Below are 18,018 nucleotides of genomic sequence, written 5' to 3' on the forward strand. Positions count from 1 at the left end.
AGGAGACCATGACGTGAAACCATTGGAGGGCGGGCGAGCCGGGCAGATCTGGCGTGACGGCAACACCGTCATCAGACCATCAGGCGTATGGACGCCGACGGTTCATCGGTTTTTGCGCCATCTCAGGACCAGAGACTTTCTGGGAGCGCCGGTGCCGATCGACATCACAGGGGAAGGCCAGGAGATCGTCAGCTACGTCTCCGGGCGCGTCTGCGAAGACTTGCGTGACCCATTTGTCGGATCAGAGACCATGCTGATTTCCGCGGCCAGGCTTCTGCGCGATTTTCACTCGGCGTCTCAAGGGTTTCTGGCAAGGGATGGCGAGGTCCAGACATGGATGCTGCCGCCGCAGGAACCGCGCGAGATCGTCTGCCACGGAGATTATGCGCCTTACAATGTCGCAACCGCAGAACATGAGGCTGTCGGGGTCATCGATTTCGACGCCGCCCATCCCGCGCCGCGCCTATGGGATCTGGCCTATGCTGTTTACCGCTGGGGGCCCTTGTCCGATCCTTCCAATCGCGGCGTGATATCAGGCCTTGATGAGCAGCTGCGGCGGACGGAAATCTTCTGCATGGCTTACGGCACGACGGCAGAAGAGCGGCGCCAGCTGCCGGAGACGATCTGCAGGCGGCTTCAGGCGCTCGTGAATTTCATGCAAACAAGGGCCTCGGCCGGAGACGAGACCTTCGTGGAGGACGTGGCCGCAGGAGACGATCGGCTGTATCTAAACGACATCGACTACATCAGCAAACATCGAGATCGGCTGCTGCGCGCGCTGCGGTGACGCGCCTCTGGCAATTACAGCCACTTCCTTCGGCGGAAAAAACCGAACAGACCCAGACACAAGACGGCAATGACACCCAGCACGAAGAAATAGCCATACTGGAATTTCAGTTCCGGCATATCGCTGAAATTCATGCCGTAGATACCGGCGATCGCGGTGGGAACGGCGAGGATCGCCGCCCAGGCGGCAAGCTTGCGGGCAATCGCCGTCTGCTCCGTCTGGCCGATCATCACACTGGCCTCGAAGGCGAAGGCCAGCACCTCGCGCAGCGCGTCGATATCCTCCTGGACCCGGCGCACATGATCGGTCACATCGCGAAACAGCGATTGCAGCGTCGGATCCATGCCGGGAAGATCGACATGCTCATATCGCCGGCAGACGTCGACGAGCGGCACCACGGCATTGCGCAGCCGCAGAAGCTTGCGGCGTAAGAGGTAAAGCCGTTCGATGTCGGACTTTGCCAGCTGTTCGCGCAGCACCAGATCTTCAAGTTTTTCGACCTCCTCCTGCACGACCTCGATCACCGGCATGTAGTTGTCGACGATGAAATCCAGGATGGAATAAAGAATATAATTCTCGCCGTGGGCCAGCGCCGTCGGCGTCGCCTCGCACCGCTGCCGCACCGCCAGGTACGAGGACGAGTCCCCGTGGCGGACCGAGACGACATAACCGCGACCGACGAACAAATGCGTTTCGCCGAAGACGATTTCGTCATCCTTCATATGGGCGGTCCGGGCAACGATGAACATTGCGTCCCCATAGGTCTCCAGCTTCGGTCGCTGGTGGGGCTGTGCCGCGTCCTCGATCGCCAAGGCATGGAGATTGAACTCGGCCTGGACCTGGTGCAGCAGCACTTCATCCGGCTCGTGCAGGCCGATCCAGACGACGGCATTCTCCCGGCCTCGCCATTCACCGGCCTCTTCTATCCTGATGTCGCGAATGCGTTGCCCATGCTGGTAAACGGCAGCAGCCACGACGCCGGGACGTTCATAGGGCGGCGATGTCGAACCGCTGCCGGCCCGCGGGGAAATGCTGTCCAGATTCTTCAGCTTTTCCAAATCCTGCCGTCCTCCACTCCCGCACGGATCACATATCCGCAGCCATCCGTCTGCCGGTCAGGCGGTCAGCCCATCATAATGCTATTTCGTAAAACATGCATCTGCCTCGATGTGGAGGGCTGACCCAGCGCCTTCATCGTGGCAAGGCGCGTGCAATCACGTATCCGTGGAAATATCGTCCCAGTCCTGATCCATGTAGCCGATCAGCCAGTTGAGAGCGTAGTGGCGTGCGTAGACAGCCCCCTGAGCGCAAAAGCGACATAGGCTTTCCAAAAAGGTGGTAAACGGCGTTTTACATATTGAGCAAATCGTTAAATTGTTTTTGTTAGAAACTCCTCATCCAGTCCGGTCAGAAGCCGGAAGTTCGATCGAGGACTTTCAATGCGCCGCCCAAACATCAAATCAAGTTTGCTGTTGATTTTCAGTGTCATAGCTCTTCTTTTCGGCCTTGTCGCCTATCTCGCGGTCGATGGTCTTCGGAAGACGAACGGATCGACGGAAGAGATTGCCAGTAATTGGTTGCCGAGCGTACAGGCTTCCCAGGCGATCAATCTCGCCATGACGAATTTGCGCCTCGTTTACCGCGATCACATCATTGCGCAGACGGAGGCGGAAAAGAAAACACGCGAAGAGGCCATCAAGGTCGCCGAGGATGCGATTCGCAAATCGGCGGACGCCTACCTTCCTCTGGCTTCATCCGACCACGAGCGCGAGTTGATCAAGACGATCGAGGAAAGCGTCGAAGGCTACATCGCCAGTAGCGCGCAGTTGCTTGATCTTTCCCGCGCCAACAAGACCGAAGAAGCCGGGAAATATCTCGGCGGGGAGATGCGCTCCTATTCGGACAAGCTCAAGGAAGCCACAGCGGCCCTGGTCGAGTTGAACGTCAGTGGCAGCAAGAAGGCTGCCGACCTCAGCAAGGAGACCTTCGCCTCCATAGAATTCTACCTGCTTGCAACGATCGGTGTTGCCGGATTGCTCGTTCTCGGCGCTGTCGCCTTCGTGCTGAAGAGCATCGCCAATCCGATTACCGGCATCACCGCTTCGATGCGACGGCTGGCCGACGGGGACACCGGTTCGGAGATCCCGTTCGCCGACCGCGCCGACGAAATCGGGTCGATGGCGGAGGCGGTCGAAATCTTCCGCCAGGCCGCGATCACCAACAAGCGGATGGCGATGGAAGCCGAGGAGAATCGCAATAGAGCGGAGACCGACCGCGTTGCCGCACAGAGGCAGGCCGAAGCCGACGCCTCGGAGCGGCTACGCATCGCCACCTCGGGCCTCGCCGCCGGTCTAAAGCGGTTGGCCGCAGGCGACCTGGCCTTCCAGCTCAACGAGGCCTTCGCACCCGACTTCGAGGCGCTGCGCCGTGACTTCAACCAGTCTGTCACGCAGCTTGGCACAACGCTTCGAGCGATTTCCGAAAGCATCGGCACGATCGACGAAGGCTCGCGGGAGATCTCCTCAGGTGCGGGCGATCTTTCAAAACGCACGGAGGAGCAGGCAGCGTCGCTCGAAGAAACCGCGGCTGCGCTGGAAGAGATCACGGCGAATGTGTCGAACTCCAGCAAGCGAACTGAGGAGACGCGCACGGTCGCCACCGAGGCAAATCGCAGCGCCGGGATCTCCGCCGAGGTCGTGTCCCACGCCGAGGAGGCAATGGGGCGGATCGAAACCTCGTCTCAGCAGATTTCCAACATCATCAGTGTCATCGATGAAATTGCATTCCAGACCAATCTTCTCGCGCTGAATGCCGGCGTGGAAGCGGCAAGAGCCGGCGAGGCCGGCAAGGGCTTTGCCGTCGTCGCCCAGGAGGTGCGCGAACTTGCGCAGCGTTCCGCAACGGCTGCCAAGGAGATCAAGGGTCTTATCCAGAACTCGTCGAAAGAGGTGGAAAGCGGTGTCAAGCTTGTGCGCGACACCGGCCAGGCCCTGAAGACCATTGGTGGCTTCATCAGCCAGATCAATCACCATATGGATTCGATCGCCACCTCGGCGAAAGAGCAGTCGGTCGGCCTCAGCGAAGTCAACGTCGCCGTCAATCGCATGGATCAGACCACGCAACAGAACGCGGCCATGGTGGAACAATCGACCGCTGCCTCCGATTCGCTAGCCCAGCAGGCCCAGACGCTGCGCGAACTCATCAGCCAGTTCAGGCTCGACGACGCCGCATCTAGCCAATCCTCAGCCCTTCGCTCCACCGCTAGAACAATGGAACAACCAATGGCCCGCGCAACGGTGCATGCGGTTGCCGCACGCCGCTGAACTATCGGCAACAGGAGTCGATAAAGGGCGCGCGGCAATGCCGGGCGCCCTTCGTTTGTCATGACGCGAAGGCTGGATTGCGCCGCGCGCCCATTCTCAGCACGAAATAGATCGCCCCGCCGATTCCGACGCCGAAGAACCAGCCATAGGTACCCCACCAATCCGGCAGGATGCTGGTGAAGGTCGGCAGGATCGAGGAGAAAAGCGCGCCGACCGCGAATGCGATGAAGGCATTGCCGTGCCATCCGTTCTGGAAGCGGAACTCGCCATTCTCATGGTAAAGCGCCTCGACGTTCAGCTGGCTCTTGCGGATGAGATAGTAGTCCACCATCATGACGCCGAAGATCGGTCCCATGGTCGATCCGATGAAATTGACGAAATGCGCCGCACCTGTCTCCCAGGGGGCAAACGGGTAAAGCACGAGAGCGATCATTGCGGCGATATATCCCCCGCGTTTGAAGTTGATCTGGCGTGGGAAGACATTGGCGAAGTCGAAGGCCGGCGACACGAAATTCGCCACGACGTTAATGCCGAGCGTTGCGATCGCAAATGTCAGCGCCGCAAGCAGCGCCAGGAACCAGCTTTCGAATTTCGCCGATATCATTTCCGGATGCAGCAGGACCTCCCCGTAGACGGTGAAGGCGGCGGTGGTCGTCACACCTGCGACGAGGCAGAATGCCAGGAGATTGATCGGCAGCCCCCAAAGATTGCCTTTCCTGAGCGCCTTTTCATTCGTTGCGTAACGCGAGAAATCGCAGAAGTTCAGGTAGAGCGCCGCGAAATAGGTGATCCAGGTGGCGGACACGGCGGCAAGCGCTGCGACCGAGCCTGGCTCGCCCGGCACGCCGGCATCCTTGGTCTTTTCGATCAGCACGTCGCGCGGAATTTCGGCACCGAAGGAGAAGGTGCCTGATTTGACGACCAGATAGACCGCAAGGATCAGCATCATGATCCAGACGGCCGGACCGGCCCAATCCTGGAACTTGCGAACCGTTTCCATCCCCCGCTGAATGATCAGCAGCTGCAGCGCCCAGACGATCACATAGCAGATGAGTTCGAGGGTCGAGTGGCCGAGCATATGGCTGTTCTGATGAAGGGCGAGCAGGCTGTCGTTGCGGATCAGCAAGGCGACGATGGCGCCGGATGCAGCGGCGGTCTGCGCCCCGTACCAGAAGCAGGCGACCACGGCCCGGACAAGGGCCGGAACATTCGCCCCGAATGTGCCGAAGGAGGCGCGCGCCAGCACCGGAAAAGGTACGCCGGTGCGCACGCCGGCATTGCCGACCAAGCTCATCAACACGAAAATGACCAGCGATCCGATGCCGATAGCGATGACGAAATTGACGAAGCTGCCGCACAGCAGGAACAGGCTCGCCGCCAGATAATAGCCCCACAGGCTGTGAACGTCGGATGTCCAGACGTTAAAGATACTGAATGCACCCCATTTACGCTCCTCGGCGGGTGCAAGATCCTCGTTGTACAACGAGGGAGACGGATTTCGAATGCTCATGAATGCCCTCCCATATCCCTGAGGTCAAATCGACCACAGCCGGAAGTCTGCTCCTCCTTTGTGCATCTGACAATTTAATAGTCACATTATGCACATCTCTTGGCGATGCCTGAGAATTAGCCATCGCCGGAGCCGGATCGGTCCTTGGCGAAAGCGTTCACTGTGAGCCGACGACACGCCCAGCCAGGCGAAACGGGCTTGCAACCGCGGCACCTGCGGCGTCGAAGACGTAAGCGCCGACGTCACCAGCGGTCGAACGCCTGCCGCTCTCGAAGGAGGCGAGTTGCGCGCCGAACCTGGCGAGCGATGCGTAGCGGTCGTGCCCCAGCCCGTCGGACGCTTGGATCGACGTGATGTCGATGACCCGAAGCCTTTCCTTCACGGCAGCCTCCTCGACGACGGGATCGTCGATATCAAGGCGCCCGACGCGCGGCCGCTCTCCGGCGATGAAACTCGAGGCCACGAGCGCCCGGTCGTCCTTCGAAACGAGAAGCGATATCGGGATCGGCATCCGCCCGACGTCCTTCAGCTGGGCGCGGAAAACGTCGACATCGATGTCGGGGGCGGCAAGCAACACCGCCAGTTTGCCGATGACATCGTCGCGATGCTGCAGCTTGAGCTGGCGCACCGTTTCCATGACCAGAAACCCGCCCATGCTGTGTCCGAAAAGGACAATACGCTTCACCTTGCCCGAAGCCGAGAGCGACGTGACGAGCGAGGCGAGTTCGGTGCGCGAAGACAGGGCCGCATCGCGGTCGGCGACATAGCCGGCGACCGCCGCGGCCGAAGGCCAGGAGAACAGAATCGGGGCACCCGGTATATTCGCATCCGCGGCGATCTGCGCGGTGCGGTAAAGCGCCTCCTGGTAACTGTAGTTGTAGCCATGCACGAAGATGCCAACGGTGCCGTCGGCCTGCACGGAACCGAGCGCCTGTTGCACGAAGGCATCCTTCGGCAGTTGCTCGCGCTCGATGACGGCAAATTGCCGCTCGGGATCCGGCGTCGCGGTCGGATAGGTGATCGCGGTATCCTTTCGGTCGGGAGGAACCGAAAACTCATACTCCTCATAGGTGAGCGTCTCGGCCCATGCGCTGCCGAAACCGCCGCGCACTCTGTCGGGGGTTCGATTCGTGGCGGCGAGGACCCTCACCCGATCCGGGGCCTTCTCGCCATGAACCTGCTTGTTCAGCGAAACGGGCTTATCGAGATGCACGGGTTGCAGGACATCCGGCGATGGCCGCGTGGCGCAGCCGCCAAGCATCGCCAGGGCGATGCCAATGGTGATGGCCGCAGCGATGCTCGGCGGACCAGCAGGAGTTCCCTTCGACACCTCTCGGGAATGCCGCTCCGCCATCGATCCATTCTTCCAAAGGTCGCTGGCGGTCACGAGTGTGGTTTTGCCCATGTCGTCACTCGGAGTGCGATTCCTGCTCCCGCGTGGGATGGCAATCGCTTGTGCCATCCCACGCATTGCGTTCCAGTCCGTGTTGCAGCCACGGCGGCATGAAATAGCCACTAGCTTCCTCACGCCTCTGCCGCGGCACCGGCCTGGGCGCCTTCATCCCTCGGGATCCTGAACCACGCGACGTAGAGCGCCGGCAGGAACAGCAGGGTGAGCGCGGTTCCGACGACGATGCCGCCCATCATGGCGTAAGCCATCGGTCCCCAGAATATCTCGCGCGAGATCGGGATCAGCGCGAGGGTGGCGGCCGCTGCCGTCAGCATGATCGGCCGCATGCGATGTTCGGTCGCCTCGATGACGGCCTGCCAGGCCGGGACACCTTCGGCGCGCAGATGCTCTATCTGCACGACGAGGATGACGGAGTTGCGGATCAGGATGCCGATCAGCGCCAGCACGCCGAGGATGGCGACGAAGCCCATCGGCGCATGGCTCAGCAACAGCGCCGCAACCACACCGATTAGAGCCGTCGGAGCCACCGCAAAGACCAGGAACAGGCGGCTGAAGCTCTGCAGCTGGATCATCAGGATCGTCGCCATTACGAACAGCATCATCGGAGCGACCGCCGCGATCGGCCCTTGCGCCTCGGCGCTGGATTCGACCGCGCCGCCGATTTCCACCTTGTATCCCACGGGCAGGCTCTTCTGGAATTCTTCCACCTTCGGCTTCAACTGGTCGACGATCGTGGCCGGCTGCGTCGAGCCGATAACGGCTGCCTTGAGCGTGATGGTGGGCTGCCGGTCGCGACGCCAGATCGTCGGTTGCTCGAGCTCGTAGCGGAAATTGGCGACGGCTGAGAGCGGCACGACCTTGCCGTTGGAGGTGGAAAGTTGAAGGTTCTGCAGCGTCTGGATGGAACCGCGCTCCGATGCCCTGGCCCGCCCGATGACATTGACCAGGTAGATGTCGTCGCGGATCTGCGTCGCCGTCGAGCCTTCGACGATGCCGTTAAGGGCGGTGGCGATATCCTCGGAGGAGACGCCGAGTTGGCGCGCCTTGTCCTGCAGCACATCGACCTTGACGACGCGGGAGGGCTCGTTCCAGTCCAGGACCATGTTGGCGAGAAGCGGATGCGTACCGACGATGCCGGCAAATTGCTGGGAGATGTCACGCACCTTTTGGATATCGGGGCCGCTGACCCGGTACTGGACCGGCTTGCCCACCGGAGGGCCGATATCGAGGAGCTTGACGAAGGCGTCGGTGCCGGGAAAGGTTTTCGTCAGATAGCCCTGCAGGTCCGCCCGCACCTTGTCGCGCACGTCAAGCCCCTTGGTGACGATCACCGTCTGTCCGAACGAGACATCAGGCGTCTGCACATCGAAGGAGAGGATGAAGCGCGGCGCGCCCTGGCCGACATAAGTGGTCCAGTGATCGATGTCCTTGTTGCCGGCCAGCATCTCCTTTTCGAACTTGGCCATCTGCCTGTTGGTCTCGGCGATCGAGCTGTTGTGCGGCAGGTTCCAGTCGACGACGAGCTCGGTCCTGTCCGAGTTCGGGAAGAACTGCTGCTGCACCAGCCCCATGCCGACGACCGAGAGGCCGAACACGGCGACGGTGAGCGCGATGGTGATCCAGCGCCAGCCCATCGCCAGCCCCAGAAGCCAGGAGAAGAAGGAGGCGAAGCGGCCCTTCTTCTCGTGATGCGACTTCATGGTCTTCGGCAGGATGGTGACGCCGAGAAGCGGCGTGAACAGCACCGCCACGATCCAGGAGACAACCAGCGAAACCGCGATGACCACGAAAAGCGTGAAAGTGAATTCGCCTGCGGCGCTGTTGTTGAGACCAACGGGAATGAAGCCCGCGACGGTGACGAGCGTTCCCGTCAGCATCGGAAAAGCCGTCGATGTATAGACGTAAGTGGCGGCTTTCTTGAGATCGTCGCCCGCTTCCAGACGGGCCACCATCATCTCTACGGCAATCATGGCGTCGTCGACGAGCAGTCCGAGCGCAATGATGAGCGCGCCGAGCGAAATACGCTGCAGCGAGATGCCGGAATATTCCATCACCACGAAGGTGATGGCGAGCACAAGAGGGATGGAAATCGCCACCACCATGCCGGCGCGCAAGCCGAGGCTGATGAAACTGATGACAAGCACGATAGCGATCGCTTCGAAGAGCGCGCGGGTGAAGCCCGAAACCGCTTCGTCGACGACGGCCGGCTGATCGGAAACGCGGTGGACATCGACGCCGATCGGAAGATCGGCAACGATACGTTTCATCTGCGCGTCCAGCGCCTCGCCGAACTCCAGCAGATTGGCGCCCTGCTTCATGCCGATCGCAAGTCCGATCGCCGGTTCGCCATTGAAGCGGAACAGCGCCGACGGCGGATCGACATAACCGCGCTTGATCGTGGCGACGTCGGTCAGCGGAAAGAAGCGGTCGTTGATGCGAAGGTTGATCGACCGCAGGCTTTCCTCGGAGGTGAACTGTCCGCTCACCCGCAAGGCGATACGCTCCGGCCCGGCATCGACAAAGCCGGACTGGGTAACGGCGTTCTGCGCCTGCAGGGTGCTGATCACCGACTGCTGGTCGATGCCGAGTGCTGCGATCTGGCGCGTGGAGAATTCGAGGTAAATCGCTTCATCCTGAGCGCCGACCACATCGACCTTGCCGACATTGGGCACGGTCAGAACCTCGGAGCGGGCGTTTTCCACGAGGTCGCGAAGCTGCCGCTGGGTCAGCCCATCGCTCGTGAAGGCGTAGATGTTTCCGAACACGTCGCCGAAGCGATCGTTGAAGAAAGGTCCGACGACACCGCTCGGAAAATCTCCCTTAATGTCGGCGATCATGTTGCGGATGCGCAGCCAGGTCGGCGCGACATCCCCAGCCTTGGTGGTCGGCAGCAGTTCGACGAAGACGGTCGTCTGGCCAGCGACGGTCTCACTCTTGGTGTAGTCAAGCGACTCCAATTCCTGAAGCTTCTTTTCGATCCTGTCCGTCACCTGCCGCGTTATCTCTTCGGCGGAAGCGCCGGGCCACTGCGCCGTAATCACCATTGTCTTGATCGTGAAGTTCGGGTCTTCCTCGCGGCCGAGGTTCAAATAGGAGAAGGCGCCGGCGAGAATGAAGACGATCATGAAGTACCAGACGAGCGAACGGTGTTTGAGCGCCCAGTCGGAAAGGTTGAAGGACTTCACTGGCTGATCTCCTGGTCGATCCTGATGGCCTGGCCATCTTCAAGTTTATGCACGCCTGCCACGGCCACCCTGTCTCCGGGGGCAAGCCCCTCTGCGATGCGGACGCTGCCGCCTTCGACGACGTCGCCGTCAATCTTCACGCGGCGCAGCGATACCTTCTTGCCGGGCACGTCGACGATCCAGACGCTCGGGCCCTCGGCGCCGGCAAGGATTGCCGAAGACGGCAGCACGATCTCCGGATCGGCGGCAATGGTGGCCGAGGCTGATATAACGGCACCGAGCCTGAAGGCCTCCGGCGGATCGGTAAGCGCGATCTTCGTTCGGCTCGTGCGAGTGGAGGCGTCCGCCTCCGGCGCGATCTCGCGCACGACCCCTGACGCACGAATTGCGGGATCGAGCTGCAGCGTCACTTCGAAGGGCGCGCCGATCTTCAGTTTCTGGGCAGTGCCCTGCGGCACGTCGACCACGGCGTCGCGCTTGTCCGGCCGCGCGATGGTCACGACCGTCTGGCCGGCTGATACCACCTGCCCGACCTCGGCCGAGGCCGCCGTCACCACACCGTCGAATTCCGCGCGAAGCTGCGCATAGCCGAGCTGCTCATTGGCCTTGTCGAGATTGGCCTGCGCCTTGGCGACCGCGGCCGAGGCCGATCGTCTCGCCAGCTCGGCCTCTTCGAGCGAGGCTTCGGTACCGGAGCGCGATTCCACCAGCGCGCGCTGGCGCTGCTCGGTGGTCACCGCGTTCCTCAACTGGGCGTCGCTGTTTTCCACATCGGACTGGGAGCTGCGCACGGCAAGCTCCAGCGCCAGCGGATCGATGGCTGCGACGACATCTCCCTTCTTGACGACATCTCCGACATTGACGTTGCGGGCGATCATCCGCCCGAGAATCCTAAAGCCGAGCTCGGTCTCGATCGTCGGCTCGACTGTACCGGTCAGGCTGAGACTGGTGGCAGGCGTCTGCGTGACTGTCATCGACAGCACGGGACGCGGCGCTTCTTCGTTGTTATCCTCTTGCCGCGTGCAGGAGGAGATCAGGGCCGTACCCATCATTAGTGCGACTATCTTGGGACGAATACTCACTTGGAAGCTTCCTTGACATAAGAAACGATTTCACCGGGCCTGAGGAACTTTGTTCCTTCAGTCACCACGACCTCTCCTGCCGACACGCCCGATTTCACGATAAAGCTGCCGGTCTCGTAGCCGGTGACATCGACGGCCCGCACAGAGACCTCTGACGATGCGGGATCGGCTATCCAGACGGCTGGCTTGCCGTCCTTGGCGGTCATTGCCGACCAGGGAAGCTGGATGACGTCCTGGGAGACGTAGTTGAATCTTCCGACGACGGGAGCGCCCAGCGGAATGGGAGCGTCGCTCGAGATCGCGACCTTGACCTTGATGGTGCCGGTGGAGGAATCGATCGTCGGCGAAATCTCGCGAACCTTCGCCGTGATCTTTTGCGTCGGGTCCGAAAGGAGGGCCACGGTCCCGTCGCCTGCGATCGGGCGCAGGAAGGCGCTTTCGACCACCTCGAAGACGGCGTCCCGGTCGCCGTCATGAGCAAGGGTGAAGACGACCTGAGCGGCCTGCGCCACCTGCCCGACCTCGGCATTGCGGGCGGTGATCACCCCGTCGACGTCCGCCTTCAGCTCGGTGTAGGACAGGGTGTCCTGGGCGGTTTCGAAAAGCGCCTGCGCCGACTTCGTCGATGCCCGGGCCGTCAGAAGCGCCTCCTGCGCCTGATCGAGCGCAGCGCGGGTCGTCACCTGCGTTCGAAACAGGCTCTGCTGGCGATCGAATGCCAGCTGCGCCTGGGTCTGCTGCGCTTGCGCCGACTGAAGATTGGCCGCCGCCACGTCCAGATCGGCCTTCTGCTCTTCCGGATCGATGCGGGCCAAAAGCTGACCCGCCTTCACGGACTGCCCGATTTCCACCAGCCGTTCGACGATCTTGCCGCTGACGCGGAAGGACAGATCGGTCTGAACGCGGGCGCGGACTTCTCCCGTGATCGCACCGCCCTGGACCAGCGGCTCAGGCTTGGCGACGACAACACCGACCTGCCGCGGGGTTGGTCCGGCCGGTCGGCTGTCATCACTGCATGACCCGAGACCGATGGCGCATACGATCGCTGCGGCGACCTGAATGGTTCTCATAATAGACCTCTTGCTCTCAACGGCAGCTCCTATATAATTGACTGACGCATTAGTCAATGAAACTTTGCGCCGGAGGGAACGAGGGCGCGCACGACAAAGGAAGGCGAGAAAAATGGCAGCTCAGAAGAAACTCACACGCGCAGAACAGAAAGCGCTGCGACCCATCCAGATCATGGATGCCGCTTTCGAGGAATTCGTCAGAAGCGGTTTTGCCGGAACGAGGGTCGAAGACATCGCCGAGCGGGTCGGCGTCACCAAGGGCACGGTCTACGTCTATTTCGAAACCAAGGAAAAGCTATTCGAAGCGATGATCAACCACTTCTCCGTGCCGTTTCAGGAACTGGTCGTGATCGCCGATCGGCTCAGCGGCAGCGCTACCGACAGACTGGTTTCAATTCTGGGACTCTTCTACGAGCAAATTCCCGAGGACCGCGCGACGCGCGAGTTAACGCGACTCGTCATTTCGGAGGGACAGCGCTTTCCCGACCTGATCGATCGCCACCACGATCAGTTCATTGCGCCGATCATCGCCAAGATCGACGCTCTCATTCTGGAGGGCATGGCCTCGGGGGAGTTTCGTCAGGTTCCGGTGGAATTTTCCGACATCGTGGTCGCGCCCATCCTGACGACGACGGTTCTGCGACTGATATTCGACGACCGCCGCGTGCCCACTCCCAACAAGGAGGCCTTCCTGCGGACCTATTTCGACCTGCTGTTCAACGGCTTGCTCGCCAAGCCTCACTGATGGTTCCAGCGCCCGCGATCATCGCTCATTTGCGGCAGCGCTGCGGCCGGTTTTCGCCGAAAGAGGAAAAATAGGCTGCAGCGCACGTAGATTTTCTGAAGTTTTTATGTGAAAACATCGAGTTAGCTTGTGCCTTCGAAGGCACGACCTCAATTCGCGACGGAATAAAGTGGAACGCAAAGTCAATCTCAAGGATGTCGCGCGCGACGCTGATGTATCGCTGAGCACGGCCTCGCACGCTCTGAACGGAACCGCGCCGCTGACGATAGAAGTGCGCGAACGGGTTCTGGATTCGGCCAAACGCTTGGGTTACCTCGACCGCCGGCGAAAGAAGGCGACGATTGCGGCGCTGCGCGTTCTGCTTCTCGCCATTCCCGATGATGCCGCGCCGGAGAGCGACCTTAACCTAGTGAGCTGGACGATCCTCAACGGTCTTCGAAGGGAGTGCGAGCGTCGCGGCATCCGGATCGTACCCTTCGTCAGCACCGGACGGCGCATCGACGGCGCTCATGTCAGGCAGATCGCGCTTTCGGAGCGTGCCGACGGCATCGTGGTCCTGAACGACGATCAGCCGGAACTCATCCGCAGCCTCGCCTCCCCTGACATGCCGGTCGTCATCGTCAACGGCGAGGATCCCGCTATGCTGGTCGATACGGTGACACCCGAAAACCGCTTCGGAGCAAGGCTCGGCATCGCGCACTTGCTGGCGCTCGGGCATCGCCGCATCCTGCACCTGACCTGGAAGGGCCGCACGACGATCCAGCGGAGATATGACGGCTTTTCCGATGCCTATTTCGCCGCCCAGCTTCCCGTGCCGGACGATATGATTCTGGAGGCCGAGGGATATGAGCCGAGACACGGCGAGGCTGCCATCAATGCGTTGCTCGACCGCGATCCTACGCTGAAAGGGGCGACCGCCGTCTTCTGCGCGGCCGACAATCTGGCGCTCGGCTGCCTGAAGGCATTGGCCGATCGCGACATAGGCGTGCCGGAAGCGATCTCTGTGCTGGGCTTCGACGATATCGTCCCCGGCGAATTCAGCCGTCCGCCGCTTTCAACGGTCAGCGTTCCTACCGACAAGCTCGGCGCCGCCGCACTGGCACTCATCGAACAAAGGCTGATCGCCAACGACCCGCAGCGCCCGGCCCATCGCCTGGAACTCGGATGCCATCTCGTCCTGCGCCGCAGCGTCGCGCCGCCGCGTCAAGAACCTGTCGGAAGGCCTCAGAATCCCAAAGGCTTGAATTAACGCAAACGCTCTGCCCGCAGTCGCGTATCCCGCGGGCTCTCGCCAAAGGTGCCGCGGTAGATGATGGAAAACCTGCCCGCATGCGCAAAACCCCATATCGCGCAGATCTCGCGGACGGATCGTTGGTTTGTTGGATCCCGCAGTTGTTCGCGGGCTGCCTGCAGCCGGATGGAGCGCAGATAACAGGCCGGAGAAGTCCCCCTGAAAGCTTTGAATCCCGTCTGCAGCGCGCGAAGTGAAACGCCGACATTATCCGCAACCATCGCCATGGTGAGAGGCTCGGCGATCTTGGCATGCATATAGTCGATGGCCCGTCGGACATGCCAAGGCGCAACCAGCGATATTTTCTTTTTTTCCATTTGACCTGAAAGGCGGTGGTGGCCAAATCGGATCACGAGGTGAGCGAGGGTCTCGCTCATCGTCGCCATGGCGAGAGGGGAGGACAAAAGCGGACCGCCGTTGCGCATACCCTGGACGATTGTCTGTACCAGATTGCCGATAAGCTGGCCCGACTGTGTCGCAAGATCCAGAACGGGCTCAAGGTCGAGCGACTCGGAGAGCGGTGTTTCCATAAGTGAAACGAGCATTCGCTTCACGACTCCCCAGTCGAGGAAGAGTACATCCGAAGTGTGCGGACCTTGGACGAAACGATCATCGGCCTCATGATTATTGGCCATGAGAAGGTGACCCGCTCCACTTTCAACCGACCTTTTTCCAATGGACACCCGAAAGGATCCGGTATGCGGAAGGTAGAAGGCAAGGTGTTGCGGCGTCTCATTGAGCGTTCGAACTGTCCAAGAACTTTGAAAGACGGAGTGAAGAACCGTAAATCCATTGCCTCTTCTCAAGTCTGCCGCCCAGGGGAAGATTCGATCGTTGCCTAGCGGCTGTGCGGCGAAAACCCCATAACCCGCCGACAGTGTTTGAACCATCGACTCGAAGTCGCGGCCTTGATGCATCGGTGCGAACCCATAATTCTCGCGCTCAGGAGCGCGCGCCGTATTCTCGTATCGCGAGGAAATCATGTTGCTCGATCCTCTCTTTCAGCACCCGCCTGCCGCAAGGCCGAGCGTTCCATCTCGCTCGAGCTTGCAGTGATGGCGAATGGGTTCCTCCAAACGCACGGACCCGCTCTTCGAGTCCCTGAAATGCACTCATCTCGGCTGGCTTGGCCAATCTTGATGAGGTAAGCAAGCTCGGCAAACAGGGGATCGAATCCCCTCATTTGACAGAAGCAACATGCACCTGCAATCTGCTTCACACTCACAGTGTAAATCAAAACGAACTGCAAATGAAGTATGATCCGCTAAAACATGTTGCCGCGCATTTTTTGCGAGATGCACAACCGGCCCGAGTGGCGTCCCGCAACGAACGGGACCTCTTGCGGCTGATCTGGAAATCCCCAGGGATCGAGCGCTCCGACCTGACCGAGCCGCTCGATCTCACCCAGCAATCCCTGCACAGGATCGTCGCACGGCTTCATGAGCGAGGAATGATCGTCTTTTCGCATTCTGAAGGCCGACGGTCAGGTCCGCCCAGCCCGGAGCTGTCCCTTCGAAAGGACTGGTGTCTGACACTTGGAATCTCCGTCAACGTCGGCTCGATCGGCCTTTGCCTCATGGGCTTTGGGGAACCATTGGAAAACTTGGAAATCCAGCAGGCGGGCACTTCGCTGTCGGCTGAGCTGGAACAGATCGAAGCGGCGGTCGAAGACATTCTGGCTCGCCGGGGCGCCAAACGCCGCGACATTCTCGGCGTCGGCCTGGCGGTCGCCGGCCACCGTATGCTGGAAACGGCCTTCAATTGTCCTCTGCCGCTCGCTCATTGGTCATTGATCGACCTAGCGCCTTTGCTTGGGAAGCAGCTCGGCTTGCCGGTCTGGGCAGACAATGCCACCAGGACCGCAGCTTTGGCGGAAGCGATCTTCGGCGTTGGCCGTGATGCCGCGGATTTCGCTTATATCGCTCATCTTCATGGCTATGGCGGCGGCCTGGTTTCCGGGGGCATGCCGTTTCGCGGCAGTTTCGGTAACGCCGGTGAATTCTCCGTTCTCTTCGCGCGTCAGGATTACGGCGACCGTCCTGCACTCGGCCAATTGCTTGAATACCTACGCAGCAAAGGTCGCTCCGACTTGACCCTCAAGGATCTGAAGAACGAAAACCTGGTGGATTGGGATGGCGTTCGCGAATGGGTCGACCGCGTCACTCCGGCCCACAATCGCGCCATCAATGCGATCAGCGCGATATTCGACCCGGCACTGATCGTCCTTGGCGGCGAGCTTCCGCATTCACTCGCGAGAATGCTTATCGAACGGACCGAATTCAACAATCTGCCTCGGCACGGCGTGTTGCGCGACGTTCCCAGCCTTGCGGTGGCACAGATCATCGATGCCCCAGGCGCAATCGGCGCGGCCTTGATCCCGCTATTTGAAACTGTTTTGTGATACCTTTGCCAGCAGTGCCTGGATGACGCAGACCTTCGGAACCATGACCAAACCAACGGCCAAAGCGCACCGCATGAATCACGTTCGATGCGACACGCTTCAGCCGGGAGGTACGGGTATGGTTCTTCGATGTTGGGCGCAGGTCTATTTCCACGCCTCGCCCTTCACTTCATCCCTGTTCCGGCGATGCCGGTGGTGATGTATTTCTGCAGGAACAGGAACACGATAGTGACAGGCAGCAGACTGAGGAAGGTCATCGCCAGGATATAGTGCCACTGCACCGAGAACTCTCCCTGAAATGCGTTGAGACCGACCTGCAGCGTGAAATTCTCGCGGCTGTTGAGGACGATGAGCGGCCAGAGGAAATCGTTCCAGCGCCAGAGCACCGAAAAGATCGCCAGCACTGCCAGCGCCGGCGCCGTCAGCGGCAGGATGATGCGCCAGAAAATGCAGAATTCGCTCGCCGCGTCGACGCGCGCCGCCTCGATCAGCTCATCGGGTATGGTCAGCATATATTGCCGCAGCAGGAAGACGGCCGTCGGAGAGGCGACTGTCGGCAGGATGACACCCCAGAGGTTGTCGGCAAGCCCGACCCCGACGATGACGAGATAGGCCGGAACCATGACGACGGCGAGCGGGATCATCAAGGTTGAAATGATGATGACGAAAACAGTTGTGTCGCCACGAAATTTGTATTTCGACAGCGCAAAAGCCGCCATCGCATTGACGACGAGGGTCAGCAGCGTCGCAACCACCGTGACGAACACCGAATTCTTGAGGAAGGTCAGGAAGTTGAAGCGCGTCAGCGGATCGGTGTAGTTCTCGGTGGCAATAGTCAGATGCTGCACCGGCGTCATCCCCTTCACGTCGACGCTGACCGGTGGTCCCGGATTTGCCGGATCGACCACTTGCGCCTTGAGGCCGATGCGCCGCACCATGGCCATTTCGCGCTGCTGACCGTCGATAGTGACCTGCCAGAGACTGAGCGGCTTGTCGAAGCCGGGCACCGTCTGCTCCACGGCGGCGCGCGGAAGCAACGTCGGCGGAAAACGGGTGATCTCGGCCGCCGGCTTCAGCGAAGAGAGGCCCGCCCAGACGACGGGAACGAGCACCGCCAGCGTTCCACCGATCAGCCAGACCCATGACAGAATATCGGTGATGTCTATGCGTCCGGCCCGGCGCGTGCGCGTCATGAAGCTGATCGGGTTCATAG

At 60.7% G+C, this 18,018-nt stretch carries 13 protein-coding genes and 1 pseudogene; 5 read left to right on the top strand and 9 right to left on the bottom strand.

Features of this window, described 5'->3' with window-relative positions; genetic code table 11:
- The first annotated feature begins 13 nt into the window (after positions 1-13).
- Positions 14-787 carry an aminoglycoside phosphotransferase family protein gene (locus HJB82_RS02640; RefSeq protein WP_221139528.1) on the top strand — a complete coding sequence of 258 codons (774 nt, stop codon included), beginning with the start codon at positions 14-16 and terminating at the stop codon, positions 785-787.
- Positions 788-801: 14 nt separating this feature from the next.
- On the opposite strand, the gene HJB82_RS02645 is transcribed toward HJB82_RS02640, so the two are convergent.
- Entirely contained in the window at positions 802-1,845 is a 1,044-nt protein-coding gene (locus HJB82_RS02645) for a magnesium and cobalt transport protein CorA (RefSeq protein WP_221139529.1), read from the bottom strand.
- A gap of 156 nt (positions 1,846-2,001) precedes the next feature.
- Positions 2,002-2,091 (bottom strand): annotated as a pseudogene (locus tag HJB82_RS02650) (DUF4272 domain-containing protein); the annotation flags it as partial.
- Between the two features lie 135 nt (positions 2,092-2,226).
- Between HJB82_RS02650 and HJB82_RS02655 the strand changes: the two are divergent.
- A complete protein-coding gene (locus HJB82_RS02655) occupies positions 2,227-4,110 on the top strand; it encodes a methyl-accepting chemotaxis protein (protein WP_207584690.1) in 1,884 nt (627 codons plus the stop codon).
- 58 nt (positions 4,111-4,168) lie between these two features.
- Here the strand turns inward: HJB82_RS02655 and HJB82_RS02660 are convergent, their stop codons facing one another.
- From HJB82_RS02660 to HJB82_RS02680, 5 genes are all read right to left on the bottom strand, one after another.
- On the bottom strand, positions 4,169-5,620 hold the full coding sequence (locus tag HJB82_RS02660; protein ID WP_221139530.1) for an NCS1 family nucleobase:cation symporter-1: 1,452 nt from the start codon (positions 5,618-5,620) through the stop codon (positions 4,169-4,171).
- 157 nt (positions 5,621-5,777) lie between these two features.
- The gene (locus HJB82_RS02665; protein WP_259671003.1) at positions 5,778-6,881 is read right to left on the bottom strand and encodes an alpha/beta hydrolase; all 1,104 of its coding nucleotides are present in this window, start codon (positions 6,879-6,881) and stop codon (positions 5,778-5,780) included.
- A gap of 263 nt (positions 6,882-7,144) precedes the next feature.
- A complete protein-coding gene (locus HJB82_RS02670; RefSeq protein ID WP_221115099.1) occupies positions 7,145-10,216 on the bottom strand; it encodes an efflux RND transporter permease subunit in 3,072 nt (1,023 codons plus the stop codon).
- Positions 10,213-11,298, bottom strand: coding sequence for an efflux RND transporter periplasmic adaptor subunit (locus tag HJB82_RS02675; RefSeq protein ID WP_221139531.1), 1,086 nt, complete (start codon positions 11,296-11,298; stop codon positions 10,213-10,215). The genes HJB82_RS02670 and HJB82_RS02675 overlap by 4 nt, the downstream gene beginning before the upstream one ends.
- Positions 11,295-12,368: an efflux RND transporter periplasmic adaptor subunit gene (locus HJB82_RS02680; protein WP_207584686.1), complete on the bottom strand. Its 1,074-nt coding sequence runs from the start codon at positions 12,366-12,368 to the stop codon at positions 11,295-11,297. Before HJB82_RS02680 ends, HJB82_RS02675 begins: the two co-directional genes overlap by 4 nt.
- 112 nt (positions 12,369-12,480) lie before the next feature.
- Here HJB82_RS02680 and HJB82_RS02685 point away from each other — a divergent pair, with 112 nt between their 5' ends.
- Together HJB82_RS02685 and HJB82_RS02690 are read left to right on the top strand one after the other, a co-directional pair.
- On the top strand, positions 12,481-13,113 hold the full coding sequence (locus HJB82_RS02685; protein ID WP_221139532.1) for a TetR/AcrR family transcriptional regulator: 633 nt from the start codon (positions 12,481-12,483) through the stop codon (positions 13,111-13,113).
- A 169-nt stretch (positions 13,114-13,282) separates the two neighbouring features.
- Positions 13,283-14,362, top strand: a complete 1,080-nt coding sequence (locus HJB82_RS02690; protein WP_207584684.1) for a LacI family DNA-binding transcriptional regulator — start codon at positions 13,283-13,285, stop codon at positions 14,360-14,362.
- On the opposite strand, the gene HJB82_RS02695 is transcribed toward HJB82_RS02690, so the two are convergent.
- Positions 14,359-15,387 carry an AraC family transcriptional regulator gene (locus tag HJB82_RS02695; RefSeq protein WP_207584683.1) on the bottom strand — a complete coding sequence of 343 codons (1,029 nt, stop codon included), beginning with the start codon at positions 15,385-15,387 and terminating at the stop codon, positions 14,359-14,361. The genes HJB82_RS02690 and HJB82_RS02695 overlap by 4 nt on opposite strands.
- 266 nt (positions 15,388-15,653) lie before the next feature.
- Between HJB82_RS02695 and HJB82_RS02700 the strand changes: the two genes are divergently transcribed.
- Complete coding sequence (locus HJB82_RS02700; protein WP_221115174.1) at positions 15,654-16,805, top strand: ROK family transcriptional regulator; 1,152 nt, start codon at positions 15,654-15,656, stop codon at positions 16,803-16,805.
- A 164-nt stretch (positions 16,806-16,969) separates the two neighbouring features.
- On the opposite strand, the gene HJB82_RS02705 is transcribed toward HJB82_RS02700, so the two are convergent.
- On the bottom strand, positions 16,970-18,016 hold the full coding sequence (locus tag HJB82_RS02705) for a carbohydrate ABC transporter permease (protein ID WP_221115175.1): 1,047 nt from the start codon (positions 18,014-18,016) through the stop codon (positions 16,970-16,972).
- Positions 18,017-18,018 lie beyond the last annotated feature (2 nt).

Source organism: Rhizobium sp. NZLR10 (assembly GCF_019685125.1).
GTDB lineage: Bacteria > Pseudomonadota > Alphaproteobacteria > Rhizobiales > Rhizobiaceae > Rhizobium.

Excerpts from the sequence above, each read along its gene's own strand:
- HJB82_RS02655 (WP_207584690.1), top strand. The coding sequence starts at position 2,227 with ATGCGCCGCCCAAACATCAAATCAAGTTTGCTGTTGATTTTCAGTGTC.
- HJB82_RS02660 (WP_221139530.1), bottom strand. The coding sequence starts at position 5,620 with ATGAGCATTCGAAATCCGTCTCCCTCGTTGTACAACGAGGATCTTGCA.
- HJB82_RS02665 (WP_259671003.1), bottom strand. The coding sequence starts at position 6,881 with ATGCTTGGCGGCTGCGCCACGCGGCCATCGCCGGATGTCCTGCAACCC.
- HJB82_RS02680 (WP_207584686.1), bottom strand. The coding sequence starts at position 12,368 with ATGAGAACCATTCAGGTCGCCGCAGCGATCGTATGCGCCATCGGTCTC.
- HJB82_RS02685 (WP_221139532.1), top strand. The coding sequence starts at position 12,481 with ATGGCAGCTCAGAAGAAACTCACACGCGCAGAACAGAAAGCGCTGCGA.
- HJB82_RS02695 (WP_207584683.1), bottom strand. The coding sequence starts at position 15,387 with ATGATTTCCTCGCGATACGAGAATACGGCGCGCGCTCCTGAGCGCGAG.
- HJB82_RS02700 (WP_221115174.1), top strand. The coding sequence starts at position 15,654 with ATGAAGTATGATCCGCTAAAACATGTTGCCGCGCATTTTTTGCGAGAT.
- HJB82_RS02705 (WP_221115175.1), bottom strand. The coding sequence starts at position 18,016 with ATGAACCCGATCAGCTTCATGACGCGCACGCGCCGGGCCGGACGCATA.